This is a genomic window from Nocardioides sp. REDSEA-S30_B4 (genome assembly GCF_001627265.1).
Taxonomy (GTDB): domain Bacteria; phylum Actinomycetota; class Actinomycetes; order Propionibacteriales; family Nocardioidaceae; genus Nocardioides.
In genome coordinates this window covers 16,624-32,326 of record NZ_LUPI01000082.1, presented here as the reverse complement: position 1 = coordinate 32,326, position 15,703 = coordinate 16,624, and the positions used below count along the sequence as shown (strand labels likewise).

At 72.9% G+C, this 15,703-nt stretch carries 17 protein-coding genes; 7 read left to right on the top strand and 10 right to left on the bottom strand.

Going from position 1 to position 15,703, the window contains the following annotated elements:
• Window positions 1-143 precede the first annotated feature (143 nt).
• From A6R01_RS15315 to serS, 5 genes are read right to left on the bottom strand one after another with little or no spacing between them, the layout of a single operon-like run.
• Entirely contained in the window at window positions 144-815 is a 672-nt protein-coding gene (locus tag A6R01_RS15315) for a hypothetical protein (RefSeq protein WP_292607625.1), read from the bottom strand.
• 17 nt (window positions 816-832) lie between these two features.
• A complete protein-coding gene (locus tag A6R01_RS15310; RefSeq protein WP_292607622.1) occupies window positions 833-1,654 on the bottom strand; it encodes an HAD family hydrolase in 822 nt (273 codons plus the stop codon).
• Entirely contained in the window at window positions 1,651-2,109 is a 459-nt protein-coding gene (locus A6R01_RS15305; RefSeq protein ID WP_292607619.1) for a GNAT family N-acetyltransferase, read from the bottom strand. The genes A6R01_RS15310 and A6R01_RS15305 overlap by 4 nt, the downstream gene beginning before the upstream one ends.
• Before the next feature lie 44 nt (window positions 2,110-2,153).
• The gene (locus tag A6R01_RS15300) at window positions 2,154-2,984 is read right to left on the bottom strand and encodes an HAD family hydrolase (RefSeq protein WP_292607616.1); all 831 of its coding nucleotides are present in this window, start codon (window positions 2,982-2,984) and stop codon (window positions 2,154-2,156) included.
• Entirely contained in the window at window positions 2,981-4,258 is a 1,278-nt protein-coding gene (gene serS / locus A6R01_RS15295; protein WP_292607613.1) for a serine--tRNA ligase, read from the bottom strand. Before serS ends, A6R01_RS15300 begins: the two co-directional genes overlap by 4 nt.
• Before the next feature lie 74 nt (window positions 4,259-4,332).
• On the opposite strand from serS, the gene A6R01_RS15290 reads away from it, so the two are divergent.
• The gene (locus A6R01_RS15290; protein WP_292607611.1) at window positions 4,333-5,910 is read left to right on the top strand and encodes a diacylglycerol kinase family protein; all 1,578 of its coding nucleotides are present in this window, start codon (window positions 4,333-4,335) and stop codon (window positions 5,908-5,910) included.
• A 126-nt stretch (window positions 5,911-6,036) separates the two neighbouring features.
• Window positions 6,037-6,777 (top strand): GIDE domain-containing protein, encoded by a 741-nt coding sequence (locus A6R01_RS15285; protein WP_292607608.1) that lies wholly within the window; start codon window positions 6,037-6,039, stop codon window positions 6,775-6,777.
• Between the two features lie 181 nt (window positions 6,778-6,958).
• Here the strand turns inward: A6R01_RS15285 and A6R01_RS15280 are convergent, their stop codons facing one another.
• Window positions 6,959-7,357: a DUF4446 family protein gene (locus A6R01_RS15280; RefSeq protein WP_292607606.1), complete on the bottom strand. Its 399-nt coding sequence runs from the start codon at window positions 7,355-7,357 to the stop codon at window positions 6,959-6,961.
• Between the two features lie 23 nt (window positions 7,358-7,380).
• Here A6R01_RS15280 and A6R01_RS15275 point away from each other — a divergent pair, with 23 nt between their 5' ends.
• The 5 genes from A6R01_RS15275 to A6R01_RS15255 all read left to right on the top strand — a co-directional run bounded on the left by A6R01_RS15275 (window position 7,381) and on the right by A6R01_RS15255 (window position 12,340).
• Window positions 7,381-8,223 carry a prephenate dehydratase gene (locus tag A6R01_RS15275; RefSeq protein ID WP_292607603.1) on the top strand — a complete coding sequence of 281 codons (843 nt, stop codon included), beginning with the start codon at window positions 7,381-7,383 and terminating at the stop codon, window positions 8,221-8,223.
• A gap of 45 nt (window positions 8,224-8,268) precedes the next feature.
• Complete coding sequence (locus A6R01_RS15270; RefSeq protein ID WP_292607600.1) at window positions 8,269-9,486, top strand: arginine deiminase; 1,218 nt, start codon at window positions 8,269-8,271, stop codon at window positions 9,484-9,486.
• 127 nt (window positions 9,487-9,613) lie between these two features.
• Complete coding sequence (locus A6R01_RS15265; RefSeq protein ID WP_292607597.1) at window positions 9,614-9,991, top strand: Crp/Fnr family transcriptional regulator; 378 nt, start codon at window positions 9,614-9,616, stop codon at window positions 9,989-9,991.
• 185 nt (window positions 9,992-10,176) lie between these two features.
• Window positions 10,177-10,983: an adenylate/guanylate cyclase domain-containing protein gene (locus A6R01_RS15260; RefSeq protein ID WP_292607595.1), complete on the top strand. Its 807-nt coding sequence runs from the start codon at window positions 10,177-10,179 to the stop codon at window positions 10,981-10,983.
• Between the two features lie 61 nt (window positions 10,984-11,044).
• Entirely contained in the window at window positions 11,045-12,340 is a 1,296-nt protein-coding gene (locus A6R01_RS15255; protein ID WP_292607593.1) for an MFS transporter, read from the top strand.
• A 64-nt stretch (window positions 12,341-12,404) separates the two neighbouring features.
• On the opposite strand, the gene A6R01_RS15250 is transcribed toward A6R01_RS15255, so the two are convergent.
• The 4 genes from A6R01_RS15250 to A6R01_RS15235 all read right to left on the bottom strand — a co-directional run bounded on the left by A6R01_RS15250 (window position 12,405) and on the right by A6R01_RS15235 (window position 15,616).
• Window positions 12,405-13,259, bottom strand: a complete 855-nt coding sequence (locus A6R01_RS15250) for a DUF5926 family protein (protein WP_292607590.1) — start codon at window positions 13,257-13,259, stop codon at window positions 12,405-12,407.
• Between the two features lie 10 nt (window positions 13,260-13,269).
• On the bottom strand, window positions 13,270-14,085 hold the full coding sequence (locus tag A6R01_RS15245; RefSeq protein ID WP_292607588.1) for a glycerophosphodiester phosphodiesterase family protein: 816 nt from the start codon (window positions 14,083-14,085) through the stop codon (window positions 13,270-13,272).
• Window positions 14,086-14,125: 40 nt separating this feature from the next.
• Complete coding sequence (locus A6R01_RS15240; protein WP_292607585.1) at window positions 14,126-14,350, bottom strand: hypothetical protein; 225 nt, start codon at window positions 14,348-14,350, stop codon at window positions 14,126-14,128.
• 75 nt (window positions 14,351-14,425) lie between these two features.
• Entirely contained in the window at window positions 14,426-15,616 is a 1,191-nt protein-coding gene (locus A6R01_RS15235) for an ATP-binding protein (RefSeq protein WP_292607583.1), read from the bottom strand.
• Window positions 15,617-15,703 lie beyond the last annotated feature (87 nt).

Below are 15,703 nucleotides of genomic sequence, written 5' to 3'. Positions count from 1 at the left end.
TCGTTCCTCGACGCTGTAGACACCTTCGATGGGCAAGTCGATCACTCCTAGATCAGAGCGACTGACTCACACGCAGACTGGCAGACAGGGCCAGTGGCAAGGTTCATCGGCCGGCCGATGAACCTTGCGTGGCCGGGCCCGACTCAGCGCCGCCCGAGCCGCCCGACCACGAAGAGCCCGAGCACCCCGAGCACGGCGAGCGCGGCGCCGGGGGCGGCGGCACGGCCCAGCGGGGTGGGGGCGTCGACGGGCAGCGCCTCGAACTCCGCACTCGTCGGGCTCGCGGGCACCGGCGGCACGGGGTTGGGCAGGATCCGGTCGATGGCGTCGAGGAGGTCCTGGTCGGCCACGGCGGTGCCGGAGTCGCCGGCGGCCAGGAACACCACCGGGTCGGCGGGCTCGCCGTCGGTCGTCTCGGCCCGCACGAAGAACACCACGTCCTCGCCCTCGGGCAGCCGCCCGAGGTTGCACTCGCCACGGACGTTGCGGGTCGTGACGACCTCGAGCTCGGCGGCGACGCTCACGCGGGCGGCCTTGTAGACCTCCGCGACCTCCACCTGGTGCACGATCCGCACGCCGCGCTGGCCGTCCTCGAGCGCGGAGGCCTTGGCGTCGACCACGGTGCCGGTGAAGACGGCCTGCGCCTGCCGGGCGTGCATGTTGACGCCCTGACGGGTGCAGGACGGGTCCTCGGCGGCGTACGCCGCTGGGCCGGTCAGCCCGAGCACCGCCAGCACACCCAGCAGCGCCAGCACGAGGCCGAGCGCAGGGCCGAACGCGGGGCCGGCGGCAGCGGGACGGGGGGAGGTCGGCACGCGTAGATGACACCAGATCACAGGTCGAACACACCAGCCAGGACCCGCGCCACGCCGTCCTCCTCGTGCCCGGGGGCGACCTCGTCGGCCACCTCGACCACCGTCGGGTGCGCGTCGGCCATCGCCCACGAGCGGCCCGCCCATGAGAGCATCGGGATGTCGTTAGGCATGTCGCCGAACGCGATCACCTCGTCGGGACCGATGCCGAGGTCGGCACACACCATCGCCAGCGTCGAGGCCTTGGTGACCTGCGCGGCGGAGATCTCCAGCAGGGTGGTGCTGGAGGACCAGGTGATCGTCAGCCGGTCGCCGGTCGCGGCCTCGGCGCGGTCCCAGAACTCCTGCGGCCCGAGCTCCTCGTGGCGGGCCAGCAGCTTCCACGCGCCCTTGTCGAGCAGCACGTCGACGTGGTCACGCCGGGCCGCGTCGGGCACCGGGTAGCGCTCCATGAACTCCGGCTCCAGCTCGATCCCGGCGCGGGTCTCGACGGCGTACGACGTCCCGGGCACCGCCTCGCGCAGCAGGCGGGCGAACTCGCGACCCGCCTCCGTGCTGATCGGCCGCTCCAGCCGGGCGGTGTCGGCGGCGACGTCCCAGACGGCCGCGCCGTTCGAGATCACCGCCAGCCCGTGGGAGCCCACGTGGTCGAAGACGTCGCGGGCCCACCGCAGCGGGCGGCCGGTCACGAAGACCACCGGCACGCCCTGCCGCTCGACCTCCAGCAGCACCTCGCGGGTGTAGTCCGACACCGAGCCGTCGCTGCGCACCAGGGTGCCGTCGAGGTCGGTGGCGACCAGGCGGGGTCGTCTCGACGCCCGCTCCTCGCTGGCGCTCGTCACTGCTCGACCACCTTCGGGAGGGCCAGCGGCCGGACCATGACCAGCTGCCCCTCGCCGTCGGACCCGCGCAGGGAGGTGAACCCGCCCTTGGCCAGCACCCGCAGGCTGGCGGTGTTGTCGGGGTGGACGCTGGCGCGCAGGCGCACCCCCGCGGCGTCGGCCGCCGCGGTCATCGCACCGAGCGCCTCCGTGGCGAACCCCCAGCCGCGGGCCTCGGGCACCAGCCCGTAGCCGAGCTCGGCCTCGGGGACGCCGTCGTCGGCCGGGGCGGGCGGGCCGAAGAACCCGATCGACCCCAGCACCGTCTGGCCGCGCACGATGCTGCGCGGTCCCCACGGGTCGCCCTCGACCCACAGCGACGCGGCGTCGACGTCGTCGGTGCGCGGGAAGTCGGCGTGCCACTCCGGCCGGCGCCGGCCGGTCCGCAGGTCGGCGACCACGTCGGCCGACCACAACGGCAGCTCCAGGCGCGCGGTGGTGAGGACGGGGGCCGGGGCGCTCAGAAGTACCGCCCCAGCTCCTGGGCGGCACCGTCCTCGTCGACGGTGGCCGTCACGTCGTCCGCGGCCTGCCGGACCTCGTCGATGGCCTGGCCCATGGCCACGGACCGGCCGGCCCAGGCGAACATCTCCAGGTCGTTGCGGCCGTCGCCGATCGCCAGCACGTCCTGCGCGTCGACGCCCAGCTCGTCGCAGACGTGCTGCAGGCCCGAGGCCTTGGAGACGCCCACCGGTGAGAGGTCCATCCAGGCCGTCCAGCCCACGACGTAGTCGGTGCCGTGCAGCCCCAGCCGCCCCGCGAGCTCCACGAAGTCGTCGGCGGTCGCCTCGGGGTCGCGGATGATCACGCGGCTCACCGGCTCGGCGACGATCTGCTCCAGAGGGGTCTCGATCATGTCCCCGGAGAGCTCGCCGGCCGGGAAGGGCTTGTTGACGCGGTAGCCCACGCCCCGCTCCTCGACGCCGACGAGCGCGTTCGGGTGCGCCTCGAGGACCGCCATCACCGCCGGCCGGGCGTCGAAGGTCTGCTCGTGCACGATGTCCATCGGCGGGTAGCGGAAGACCACGCCGCCGTTGGAGGCCACCACCCACACCGGGTCGGCGGGGTCGTCGAGCCCGAGCATGTCGGCCACGGGGACCATCCCGTGCGGGGAGCGGCCGCTGGCCAGCACCACGTGGGCACCGGCCTCCCGCGCACGGCGTACGGCGTCGGCGACCGCCTCGGAGACCTCGGCGTGCGTCTGGCCGGCCCCGTCGACCCAGCGCAGCAGGGTGCCGTCGATGTCGAGCGCGACGAGCTTCGGGACCCAGCCGGGAGCCGGCTCGCTCACGCGCCGACCGGCTTCAGCACCTCGAGGCCACCCATGTAGGGCTGCAACGCCTGCGGGACGCGGACCGAGCCGTCGGCCTGCTGGTGGGTCTCGAGGATGGCCACGATGGTGCGGGTCATCGCACACAGCGTGCCGTTGAGGGTGGCCAGCGGCTTGGTGCCGTCCTCGAAGCGGCCGCGGATGTCGAGCCGGCGGCTCTGGAACTCGGTGCAGTTGGAGGTGGAGGTGAGCTCGCGGTACTTGCCCTGGGTGGGGATCCACGCCTCGCAGTCGAACTTGCGGATCGCCGAGAGGCCCAGGTCGCCGGCCGCGACGTCGATGACGCGGTAGGCCAGCTCGAGCTTGCCGAGGAACTCCTTCTCCCACGCCAGCAGCCGCTCGTGCTCGGCGTAGGACTCCTCGAGCGTGGTGTAGACGAACATCTCCACCTTGTCGAACCAGTGCACCCGGATGATGCCCTTGGTGTCCTTGCCGTGCGAGCCGGCCTCCTTGCGGAAGCAGGGGCTGAACGCGGCGTAGCGCAGCGGCAGCTGCGCGGTGTCGAGGATCTCGTCGGAGTGGTAGGCCGCCATCGGCACCTCGGAGGTGCCGACGAGGTAGAGGTCCTCGCCCTCGATGCGGTAGACGTCGTCGGCGGCCTGGCCGAGGAACCCGGTGCCGTCCATCGCCCGCGGACGCACCAACGAGGGGGCGATCACCTGGGTGAACCCGGCCTCGCGGGCCTGGTCCATCGCCAGGTTGACCAGCGCCAGCTCCAGCTGGGCGCCGACGCCGGTGAGGAAGTAGAAGCGACTTCCGGAGACCTTGGCGCCGCGCTCGATGTCGATCGCGCCGAGCAGCTTGCCGAGCTCGATGTGGTCACGCGGCTCGAAGCCCTCGGCCGCGAAGTCGCGCGGGGTGCCGACGTGCTCGAGCACCGCGAAGTCGTCCTCGCCGCCCTCGGGCGCCTCGGGCGCCGCGAGGTTGGGGATCTCCAGCAGCGCGCGCTGCCAGGTCTCCTCGGCCTCGCCGCGGGCGGCCTCGGCGGCCTTCACCTCGGCGGCGAGCGTCTTGGTCTGCGCGAGCAGCTGCTGCTTCTTCTCGCCCTGGGCCTTCGGGATGAGCGCACCGAGCTGCTTCTGCTGCGCGCGCTTCTCCTCGAACGCCGCGATCGCCGCGCGGCGGGCGGTGTCGGCCTCCAGGGAGCGTGAGACGACCTCGTCGGACAGGCCGCGCTTGGCCAGCGCGGCGCGGACGCGGTCGGGCTCGTCCCGCAGGACCTTGGGGTCGATCATGTCGTGAAGGCTATCCCCGCGGGGGTCGGCTCCTCACCCCGGTTGTGGGTGGCGGCTCTGCCATGCTGTGGCGCGTGCTCGACCGCTCCCGCTCCCTGCTGCTCGGCTGGGGTCTCGCCTGCCTCGCGGCCTTCGCCCTGCTGACGCTCGCGGTCACCCAGGGCTGGGGGCCGCTCGCCGACGTCGACGCCCGTGGCGGCGGCCCGGACGTGCCGTACGTCGAGGCGGGGTCGCGGCTCTTCGACCTGCTGCGCTGGATCGAGCTGACCTTCGGTACCACCGGCATGACCGTCATGACCATCGCCACCGCGCTGGTCATGCTGCTGCGCGGCCACCGGCGTGCCGCCGTCGTCGCGCTGGCGGTCCCCGCGCTCACCGCGCTCGCCACCACCTGGCTCAAGATCTGGGTCGGCCGCGAGCGTCCGGACTGGCAGAGCCCCGAGGCGCTGCTGGAGTCCAACGCCTTCCCGTCGGGCCACGCGTCGTCGGTCGCCGCCCTCGGCGGCGTCGTGTGCGTGCTGGTGCTGATGCTGGTGCGGCGCGCCACCATCCGTCGTCTCGTGTACGCCGCCGTCGGGCTCGTCGTCCTCGCCGTGTGCCTGGACCGCGTGCTGCTCGGCCGGCACTACCCCAGCGACGTCGTCGGTGGGGTGCTGCTCGGTGCCGGCATCCTGCTGGTGGTCCTGGCGGCGTACTCGCCCCTGCCGCGCAGCCACGCCCAGAAGGCCGAGCCGCTGCCGCAGGCGGTGCCCTCGACCCGGAGGCTGGCGGTCGTGCTCAACCCGATCAAGGTCGAGGACGTCGACGTCTTCAAGACCACGGTCACCGGCATGGCCCGCGAGGCCGGGTGGGCCGACCCGACCTGGCACCTGACCACCGTCGAGGACCCCGGCACCGGCATGGCCGAGGAGGCCGCCGTGGCCGGCGCCGACCTGGTGCTCGTGTGCGGCGGCGACGGCACCGTGCGCGAGGTGTGCGCCGAGCTCGCCGGCACCGGCATCCCCGTGGGCATCGTGCCGGCCGGCACCGGCAACCTGTTGGCGCGCAACCTCGACATCCCGCTCTACCTGCGCGCGGCCATCGACGTCGGCCTCACCGGCCAGGACCGCGCCATCGACATGGTCGAGGTCGCCGGCGACGGCATCGAGGACTCCCACTTCATGGTGATGGCCGGCATGGGCTTCGACGCCGCGATCATGGAGGGCGTCAACGAGGACATCAAGAAGCGCGTGGGCTGGCTGGCCTACGTCCTGTCCGGCCTGAAGTCGCTGATGTTCCCGGCGATGAAGGTCGAGATCTCCGTCGACGGCGGGGAGTTCACCAAGCACCGAGCACGCACCGTGGTCGTCGGCAACGTCGGCTTCCTCCAGGCGGGCATGCCGCTGCTGCCCGACGCCGCCATCGACGACGGCCTGCTCGACGTCGTGATCCTGCACCCGAAGAACTTCTTCTCCTGGATCCCGCTGGCCTGGCGGGTGCTGCTCAAGCTGCGCCACACCGACGAGCTGGTGGACCGGCGTACCGGCTCGACGGTCGTGGTCCGTGCCTCCTCCGACACCCCCCGCCAGCTCGACGGCGACTCGATCGGGCCGGGGCGCGAGCTGCGGATGCGCTGCGTCCACGGGCGCGTGCTGGTGCGCGTCCCGCGCTGACCCCTCTGCCTGGTCCACCCGGTCGCGGAGTGCCTCACGTGAACCAGGCTCACGCGCTGCACTCCACCGCTCGACTCTGGCAGGGTGGTTCCGACTCTCGGGCCGGTCTGAGTCGAGGAGCGAGTGATGGGTTTCCTGCTGGTGGCGGCGCTGGCCGCGGTGATCGCAGGCGTCGCCTGGTGGACCGGCCGCTCGGCCGAGCGCAAGCGCGGGCGCTTGCTGGCCACCGGGACCTCCACCGTCGCCACGCTCACCGAGGTCGCGGCTGCGGCCTCGGGGGCGGCCGGCGCCGGCTCCTACCGCGAGGTCGTCGAGCTCAGCGGTGAGGCACACCCCGGCCCGGCCGGGCGGCTCACCTCGCCCGAGACCGGCACCCCCTGCGTGTGGCACCGCCACACCGTGACCCGCCGCTACACCCAGGTCACCGAGGACGCCGAGGGCAAGAAATCGACCTCCACCGCCGAGGAGACCGTCACCTCGGAGACCTCGTCGTCCGCGTTCGTGCTGCGCGACGCCACGGGCGAGGTGCTCGTCGAGGCCTCCGGCGGCGTGGACGGGGCCCGCAAGTCGCTCTCGGAGTTCCGCGAGGGCCGCCGCGGTGGCGCCCGGGACACGATCGGCTTCGAGCACGAGGAGTGGGTGCTCGAGCCCGGCACCCGGCTCTTCGTGGCCGGCGAGGTCAGTGACGCCGGCGGCGTCCTCACCATCCGCAAGCCCGCGAAGGGCGACCTCGTCGTCACCACCCGCTCCGAGGAGCAGCTGCTCGACTCCGCGGCCGGCTCGGCCCGCACCGCCGGCATCGTCGTCAAGGTCGCCGGCGCCGCCGCCGTCGTCCTCGCCGTCGTCGGCCTGGTCTCGCTGCTCTGACGCCGAGAGGTCGCTCGCGCACGGCCCAGACATCGCCCGCGCACGGCCCAGACGTCGCCCGCGCACGCCCGAGAGGTCACTCGCGCACGCTGTGCGTGAGCGACGGGTCGGCCGTGCGTGAGCGACGGGTCGGCCGTGCGTCAGTGACGGTTCGGCCGTGCGTGAGTGACGGTTCGGCGGGTCAGGGGCGGGCGGCCTCGACGGCCTCGGACTCCTCGGGCGAGAGCTGCTGGTCGCAGCGCCAGGCGGAGATGGACTTGGCGTAGGTGCGGGCCTCGGAGCGGCCGTGGATCGAGGTGAGCACCACGCCGTTGCCGCCGTCGTCGAGCAGCGCCACCGACCACGACAGGTGCCCGCCCATGTCACCGAAGGCGTCGTAGCGCACCGCCGCGAGGTGGCGCAGCGCGTCACGACCCTCCGCACGCAGCGCGGCGACCTCCTGGCGCAGCCCCAGGACGTCCTCGGGCAGGGCGTCGGGTCCCTCACGTCGTACGCCGGAACGGGCCGTCCGGAGGGCGAGCACGGCGCACGCGAGAGCGGCGAGGGCGACCACGAGAGTGAGCACGAGCAGGAACGTCACGGCGGAAAACCTATGCTGCTCGGGTGCCGAACCCGCGACGCATCGCCTACCAGGGAGAGCCGGGCGCCAACTCCCACATCGTGTGCCAGGAGCACTACCCCGAGCTCGAGGCGCTGCCGTGCGCCTCCTTCGAGGACGTCTTCTCGGCCGTCGGGTCCGGTGAGGCCGAGCTGGCGATGATCCCGATCGACAACTCGATCGCGGGTCGGGTGGCCGACATCCACCACTTCCTGCCCGGCAGTGGGCTGCACATCATCGCCGAGCACTTCCTGCGGATCCGGTTCCACCTGATGGCCGTGCCGGGCGCGAGCCTGGAGTCGATCCGCACCGTGCACAGCCACGTGCACGCGCTGGGCCAGTGCCGCCGCATCATCCGCGAGCACGGCCTGACCCCGCTGATCGCGGGCGACACCGCCGGCGCCGCCCGCGAGGTCGCCGAGGCCGCCGACCCCAGCCAGGCCTCGATCAGCCCGCCGCTGGCCGCGCAGATCTACGGCCTCGACGTGCTGGCCACCGACGTCGAGGACGAGGACCACAACACCACCCGCTTCGTGGTGCTGTCCCGCGACTACGTCAAGGCGCCCGCCGGGAACGGCCCGGTCGTCACCAGCTTCGTCTTCAACGTGCGCAACCTGCCGGCCGCGCTCTACAAGGCGCTGGGCGGCTTCGCGACCAACGGCGTCAACATGACCAAGCTCGAGAGCTACATGGTCGACGGCCACTTCACCGCGACGCAGTTCCTCGCCGAGGTCGACGGGCACCCCGACGAGACGCCGCTGCGCAACGCGCTGGAGGAGCTGGCCTTCTTCACCACCGACGTGACGATCCTCGGCGTCTACCCCGCCGACCCGTTCCGCTCCGCCTGAGCCTCGCACGCCGTCGGGTGGGTCGCGACGTCCTAGGGTGAGCCCATGACCCAGAGCCCCGCCCACTACGCCGACAGCGAGGTCGGTCGCCTGCGCACGGTGATGCTGCACCGTCCCGGCAACGAGCTCAAGCGCCTCACCCCTCGCAACAACGACCGGCTGCTCTTCGACGGGATCCCCTGGGTGGCCCGGGCCCAGGAGGAGCACGACGCGTTCGCCGAGGCCCTGCGCGCCCGCGACGTCGAGGTCCTCTACCTCACCGAGCTGCTGACCGAGACCCTGCAGGACGAGATCGCCCGCAACCACGCGATCACCGCCGCGCTCTCGGGGCTGCACCTGGGCGACACCCTGCGCGCCTACCTCGCGCGGTTCCTCCACGACGCCACCCCCGAGGAGCTGACGGCCTACCTCACCGCGGGCATCCGCAACGACGAGGTGCGCGGCGGGTTCGGCCTGGTGACCTCGCTGCTCTCGCCGTACGACTTCCTCGTCGACCCGCTGCCCAACCTGCTGTTCACCCGCGACTCCAGCGTGTGGGTGCGCGACCGGGTGGCCGTCACGTCGCTGGCGATGCCGGCGCGGGCGCGGGAGACCCAGCTGACCGAGCTGATCTACACCGAGCACCCGCGCTTCCGTGGCACCCGCAAGATCCACGGCTGGCACTCCGAGCACGTCGAGGGCGGCGACGTCCTGCACCTCGCGCCGGGCGTCATCGCCGTGGGCGTCGGGGAGCGTACGACGCCGGCCGGGGTCGAGCGGTTCGCCCGGCAGGTCTTCCACGCCGGCCTGGCCCGCACCGTCCTGGCGGTGCCGATCGCCCAGGAGCGGGCGACCATGCACCTCGACACGATCTGCACGCTGGTCGACGTGGACAAGGTCGTGATGTACCCCAACGTCGCCGACCACCTCGTCGCCCACGCCGTCACCCTCGCCGAGGACGGCGACGAGGCCACCCTGACCCTCGACGTCGCGCCGCCCGAGCCGTTCCTGGTGGCCGCGGCGAAGGCGATGGGCATCGACCAGCTGCACCGCATCGACACCGGCCTGGACCCGGTGACCGCCGAGCGCGAGCAGTGGGACGACGGCAACAACACCCTGGCGATCGCGCCGCGGGTGGCGGTCGCCTACGAGCGCAACGACCAGACCAACGAGCGGCTCGAGGAGGCCGGCATCGAGGTCGTCCGGATCGCCGGCTCCGAGCTCGGCTCGGGCCGCGGCGGTCCGCGCTGCATGAGCTGCCCGATCACTCGCGACCCGCTCTGACCTGCGCCGACGCGTGCCGCCGTGCGCTGCGCGCGGCGCCGTGACCTGCAAGACCTCTGCTTTACACCGCTGACACACCTCGGAGAGGATGCGTCGCGGGAGCACCACGACCGCCGGAAGGGAACCCATGTCGTTCTTCAGCTCGTTCAGCCCGGAGGAGATCGCCAAGATCAGCTCCGCGGGGACCCGCGTCACCCTGCCCGAGGGGTGGGCCCCGATCTCCGAGCGGACCGGCGCCGACAAGGCCTACATCATCCTGTCCGGCACGGTCTCGGTCCGCCAGCACGGCAAGGAGATCGCGCAGCTGGGCCCCGGTGACATCGTCGGCGAGGCCGCGATCCTCAACCACTCGCTGCGCACCGCCAGCATCGTGGCCCTCTCGCCGCTGGAGCTGATCCACTTCACCCCCGACCAGCTGCAGCGCCTGGCCGTGGAGATGCCGTCCTTCGGCGAGGCGCTGGACAACCTGGCCAAGGAGCGCTTCGCGGGCGGGTCCGACTCCTGAGCGAGGCCGACCCCACGCCGGAGCAGGAGGGCCTCGAGGAGCTCCTGCTCGGTGAGCGGCCGTCCCTGACCCGGGTCGAGGTCGCCGAGGCCGCCGGCGTACCCGTCGAGGTCGCGCAGGAGCTGTGGCGACTGCTCGGCTTCCCGGCCACCTCCGACGACGACGTCGCCTTCACCACCGCCGACGTGGAGGCCCTGCGGCTGGCGGCCGACCTGACCGGGCTCGGCATCCTCGGTGACGACTCCCGATCTGCGCTGGTCCGCACTTGGGGCCGCTCCTTCGCCCGCCTCGCGGAGTGGCAGACCACCCTGATGGCCCGGGTCGCGGCCGCCGGCCCCACCGACGGCCCTCACGCCGATCCCGCCGCCCAGCTGGCGATGCTCACCGGCGAGGTCATCCCACGGGTCGAACGGCTGCAGTCGTATGTCTGGCGTCGCCACCTCACCAGCGCGGCGGGGCGCCGGCTCGCCGGATCCGAGGGACCGTCCACCAACGAGACCACCCGTCAGGCCGTCGCCTTCGTCGACATCGTGGGCTTCACCTCCCAGTCGCGCTCGATGCGCGAGGCCGAGCTGGTCGGCTGGATCGAGACCTTCGAGTCACGCTCGACCGAGGTCGTGGTCGACCACGGTGGACGCGTCATCAAGAACATCGGCGACGAGGTGCTCCTCGTCGCCGACACCCCTGCCGCCGCGGCGCGGATCGTGCACCAGCTGGTGACCATGGGCGCCGACGAGGACGACCCGTTCCCCGCGGTCCGTGCCGGCGTGGCGTTCGGCGACGTGGTCACCCGGCTCGGGGACGTGCTGGGTGCGACGGTCAACATCGCCGCCCGCCTGACCTCGCTCGCCCGCCCGGGCACCGTGCTGGTCGACGACGGGATGCGCGAGGAGCTCGAGGACTCCCCCGTCTGGTCGCTGCGCCGGGTCCCGCGGGCCTCGGTCAAGGGCTACTCCTCGCTGCGGCCGTGGGCCCTGCGGGACCGCGACTGATTTACCTTGATGTAGAGTTTCTCGACGTCAAGACATATCGCTCCATCCTCGGGAGGTCGGCGTGCGCCGGGCGCTGCAGAAGGTCCTGTCCGACGACCCGCTCATCCGGGCGATGTCCTACCAGTCGGTGCTCTCCGCCTTCGGCGAGGGCGCGTTCCTCACCGGGTCGGCGTTCTACTTCACCCAGATCGTGGGGCTCTCGGCCGCCCAGGTCGGGCTCGGTCTGACGATCGGCGGGCTGGCGGTGTTCGTCGGGTCCGTGCCACTGGGCAGGCTCGCGGACCGGGTCGGCACCCGGCGTACCTGGATCCTGGGCAGCGCCCTGGAGGCGCTGCTCTTCGCCTCGTGGGTGCTGGTCGAGGGGTTCGCCGCCTTCGTGGCCGTCACGATCGCTCTCGACCTGGCGCAGACCTGGGCGCGGGCCGGGCGCAACGCCTACCGCTTCGAGGTGTTCCCCCGGGAGACCCGGGTGCGGTCACTGGCCTACATGCGGGCCTCGCGCAACGTCGGCTACACCCTCGGGGCCGGCGCGGGCGGCCTGGCGCTCGCCGCGCCCGGGGACGGCGCGATCATGGCGATCCCGATCGTCACCGCGGCGATCCTGGCCGCCAACGCCGTCCTGGTGACGCGGCTGCCGAGGCTGTCACGCGAGGACGAGGCGGCCGCACCGACCGAGTCGCCGCTCGAGGGCGCGCTGGAGGCGGTGTCGGGGCGGCGGCGCGATCCTCGCGCAGCGCTGCGCAACCGGGGCTTCCTGGTGATGTCGACCTTCGACGGCGTGCTCTCGACCCACCAGGTGCTGCTCAACGTGGTCATCCCGTTGTGGCTGGTGCAGGAGACCGACGCCCCGCGCGAGCTGCTGGCGCTGCTCTTCGGCACCAACACGGTGATGGCGGTGGCCCTGCAGGTCGCCGCCGCCCGCGGGGTCGCGGACGTGACGTCGTCACTGCGCGCCCAGCGCCGCGGCGCCTTCTTCTTCGTACTGTCCTGCGCGATCGTGCTGGTCACCCACGACACCGTCGGCTGGGTGACGATCGCCCTGGTGTGGCTGGGTCACGTGACGGTGACCGGCGCCGAGCTCTACCAGTCCGCCGGGCAGTGGGGACTGCAAGCCGAGCTGTCCGACCCCGACCGCCGCGGGGAGTACCAGGGCGTCGCCAACCTCGGCTACACCCTCGGCACCGTCTGGGCCCCCGCCGCCTTCACGTTCCTGGCGATGGAGGTCGGCACGTTCGGCTGGCTGAGCATCGCGGCCATCGTCGTGCTCTCGGCGCTCGCCATCGCGCCCGCCGCCCGGGCCGCCGAGCGCCACCTGGCCCGGGTCACGGCGGTGGAGGGGGGCGCCGCGGCGGGATAGGACGCATTCTTTTTCCTGCTTACTGCGCAGTAAGCAGGAAAAGGGATGCGGACTAACCCGATCCTCAGCGCAGCGTGACCTGCCGGTTCGCGAGCCCGTTGCGCGCCGAGCGCTCCTCGGGGGTCAGGTCGGAGGTGTCGGCGAGGGCGGCCTCGAGGTCCTGCGCGAACGCGGCGGCCGGCTCCTCGAGGGCCTCGGCGCCGGTGCCGACCTCGAGGTCCCAGACCGGGGCGAGGACGCCGTGGGTGCGGAACATGCCGACGAAGCGGGCGCCGGGCACGAGCACGTCCTTGCCGGCCACGTGCAGGCGGGCGAGCGCGGCGAGCAGCGCGTCCTCGGGCTGGGGCATCACCCAGCGCAGGTGCTCCTTGGTCCCGATGGAGGTCCAGTACGCCGCCTCGACGCTGCTCAGCCGCGAGGTGGGCATGGCCGCCTCGTTGGCCTGGTCGAGCGCACCGGCCATGGCGTCCTTGTCCTCCACGTCGGAGAGCCAGAAGTCGAAGCCCTCGTGGACGGTCACGTCCAGCGAGTCGCCGGTCACGAGGTCCTGCAGGCGCGGGCCCTCGCCCGGGGGATCGGTGAGCCCGACGATGCCGACCTCGCCGGCCTCGGCCTGGGCGATCGCCTTCTCCAGCACCGCCCCGAGGTCGCGCGCCGGGTCACCGAAGTGGTGCTGGACCTGCAGGCCCAGCCAGATCGCGCCGGACTCGCGCACCATCGCGGGCGCGGCCATCGGGAGCAGCGAGCACAGCACGACCTCACGGTCGGACCCGGCGAGGGCCAGCGGCGCCGTACCGGCCGGGACGAGCTCGCGCAGCGCGATCACGTCGCACTCCGAGGGCAGCCCCTCGAAGGGGCGCTTCACGAAGGCGGGGAGCGAGGTGCGGGCCTTGCCCTTGACGCGGTTCTTCTTACCCATGGCCGCGAAACTACCCGTCGGCCCCCGCCTGGCGGTCCAGCAGGTCCAGGAGGTACGCCGGACGGTCGGTGATCACGGCCTTCACGCCGAGCTCCTGGCAGACCCGGAGGTCGTCGGGGGTGTTGACGGTCCACACGTGCATGTCGTGCCCGGCGCGGTTGATGCTCTCGCCCAGGCGACGGCTTTCGTGCAGCAGCTTGACTCCCGGCCCGACCAGCCAGTCCTTCCCGACGACCCGCCGCAGCACCGGCCAGTAGGGGACGTGCTCGATCAGCTGCACGAGCCGCACGTCCGGGGCGAGCCGCTCCATCCGCTGCAGCGCGGTGTAGGAGAAGGACATGACGCGCACCGGGCCGCCCGCGCGATCCCACCCGAAGTCGCGCAGCAGCTCGGCCACCCGCCGCTCGACGAGCCCGCCGTACCGCGTCGGGTGCTTGGTCTCCACCGCGATCTCGATGCGGCGGTCGAAGTCGGCGACGACCTCGAAGAGCTTGCGCAGCGTCAGCACCTTGCCGTGCTCGTCGACGCGGTCGGGGCGCTCGTCGTCGAGCTCGGCCCACGGGTGCTTCCAGGAGGAGAAGTCGAGCTCGCCCAGCTCGGCGAGGTCCATCGTGGACACCAGGCCGCGGCTGGAGGCGGTCCGCCGCAGGTTGCGGTCGTGGACGCACACCAGGTGCCCGTCCGCGGTCAACCGGACGTCGCACTCCAGGCCGTCCGCGCCGTTGTCGAGCGCGGCGAGGTAGGCACCGAGGGTGTGCTCGGCGTGGTCGTGGCTCGCCCCGCGGTGGGCCAGGACGAGCGGGCGGTCAGGCGCGCGCTCGCTCACGGGGACCATTGTGGCCGAGACGTGGCCCGACGACAGCGGATCAGCCCTGCGAGCCGTCCTCGCGACGCCCGTCGGCGATCGCCTCGGCCGCGGCGCGCAGGTTGTGCTCTGGCACGTCGAGGTCGTCGGGCAGCTCCGCGCGCAGGCGCGTGAGCACGTCGTCGACGGGTGCGCCGCGCAGCTCGTCCTCGACGAGCCGGATGGTGCGCTCGAGCACGACGCGCGGCTCGTCGTGCTCCTCGGGGAGTCCGCTGAGGTGGCTCATGCGCACCGACGGTGCCAGCGGGCTCGGCCGCGGGGCACCACCCGACCGGATCCCGCACCGGTTCCCGCGGGGGCGTCAGGCGTGGTCGCGCAGGTAGCGTCCGAAGTGCGGCACGGTGAACGCGATCCGGCCCCGCTCACCGGAGTAGATCAGCCCCTTCTTCAGCAGCGCGTCGCGCGCCGGCGACAGCGACTGCGGCTTCTTGCCCAGCACGGCGGCGACGTCGGCGGTGGCCACGGCACCGACCGGGTCCTCCCCGGAGTCGGCGTCGGCCATCGCCCGCAGGTAGTCGCGCTCGGCCGGCGTGGCGCGCTCGTAGCGCGACCCGAAGAACCCCACGGCCAGCTCGCGCTCGGCCTCGGGGGCCGCCACGGCGACGTCGTCGGCGGTGATCGGGCTGCGCGGGGCGAGGTCCCACACGGTCTTGCCGTAGGCCTGGATGAAGTACGGGTAGCCCCCCGTGGCGGCGTACATCGCCTCGAGGCCCTCGGGGGTGAACTCCGCGTCCTCCTCGTTGGCCGGCGCGGCGAGCGCGCGGTCGGCGGCGTCGCGGGAGAGCCGGTCGATGCGCTGGTAGGCGAAGAGCCGCTCGGAGTAGGACTTGCTGGCGCTGAGCACCGCAGGCAGGTGGGGCAGCCCCGCCCCGACCACGATCACCGGCAACCCGGACTGGCTGATCTCGTGGCAGGCCGCGCACAGCGCCGACACGTCAGCCGGCCCGAGGTCCTGCATCTCGTCGAGGAAGACCGCCACGCCCTTGCCGAGGTCCTGCGCCAGGCCGCCGACCTCGGTGAGCAGCTCGACGAGGTCGATCTCGATGTCGCCGGAGTCGGCGCGCCCGCGCGCAGCGGGTACGTCGATGCCGGGGCTCCACCGGTCGCGCAGCTTCGCGTCGCGACCCGCGTCGCGCTCGGCGAAGGCGCGCAGCACGCCGAGCACGTGGTCGCGCTGCTCCTCCTCGGGGTGCCCGAGCTCGCGCACGGCCTGGTGCAGGGCGCTGGAGAGCGGGCGTCGCAGCGGCAGGTCGGGTCGCGCCTCGAGCTTGCCGGTCCCCCAGCCCCGGCGTACGGCGGCGCTGCGCAGCGCGTTGAGCAGGACCGTCTTGCCGACTCCGCGCAGGCCGGTGAGCACCAGGCTGCGCTCGGCCCGACCGCGGGCGACCCGCTCGAGCACCACGTCGAAGGCGGCAAGTTGCTCGTCGCGGCCGGCCAGCTCCGGCGGTCGCTGCCCCGCGCCGGGGGCGTAGGGGTTGCGGATCGGGTCCATGATCGGACGGTATCGGGGTCTCTAGCGCTTTCCCGAGATTCGGCTAGCGACACGCATCGACCACCACGCTCCTGGGCACCGTGCGGT

Excerpts from the sequence above, each read along its gene's own strand:
- serS (WP_292607613.1), bottom strand. The coding sequence starts at position 4,258 with ATGATCGACCCCAAGGTCCTGCGGGACGAGCCCGACCGCGTCCGCGCC.
- A6R01_RS15285 (WP_292607608.1), top strand. The coding sequence starts at position 6,037 with ATGGGTTTCCTGCTGGTGGCGGCGCTGGCCGCGGTGATCGCAGGCGTC.
- A6R01_RS15270 (WP_292607600.1), top strand. The coding sequence starts at position 8,269 with ATGACCCAGAGCCCCGCCCACTACGCCGACAGCGAGGTCGGTCGCCTG.
- A6R01_RS15265 (WP_292607597.1), top strand. The coding sequence starts at position 9,614 with ATGTCGTTCTTCAGCTCGTTCAGCCCGGAGGAGATCGCCAAGATCAGC.
- A6R01_RS15250 (WP_292607590.1), bottom strand. The coding sequence starts at position 13,259 with ATGGGTAAGAAGAACCGCGTCAAGGGCAAGGCCCGCACCTCGCTCCCC.
- A6R01_RS15240 (WP_292607585.1), bottom strand. The coding sequence starts at position 14,350 with ATGAGCCACCTCAGCGGACTCCCCGAGGAGCACGACGAGCCGCGCGTC.
- A6R01_RS15235 (WP_292607583.1), bottom strand. The coding sequence starts at position 15,616 with ATGGACCCGATCCGCAACCCCTACGCCCCCGGCGCGGGGCAGCGACCG.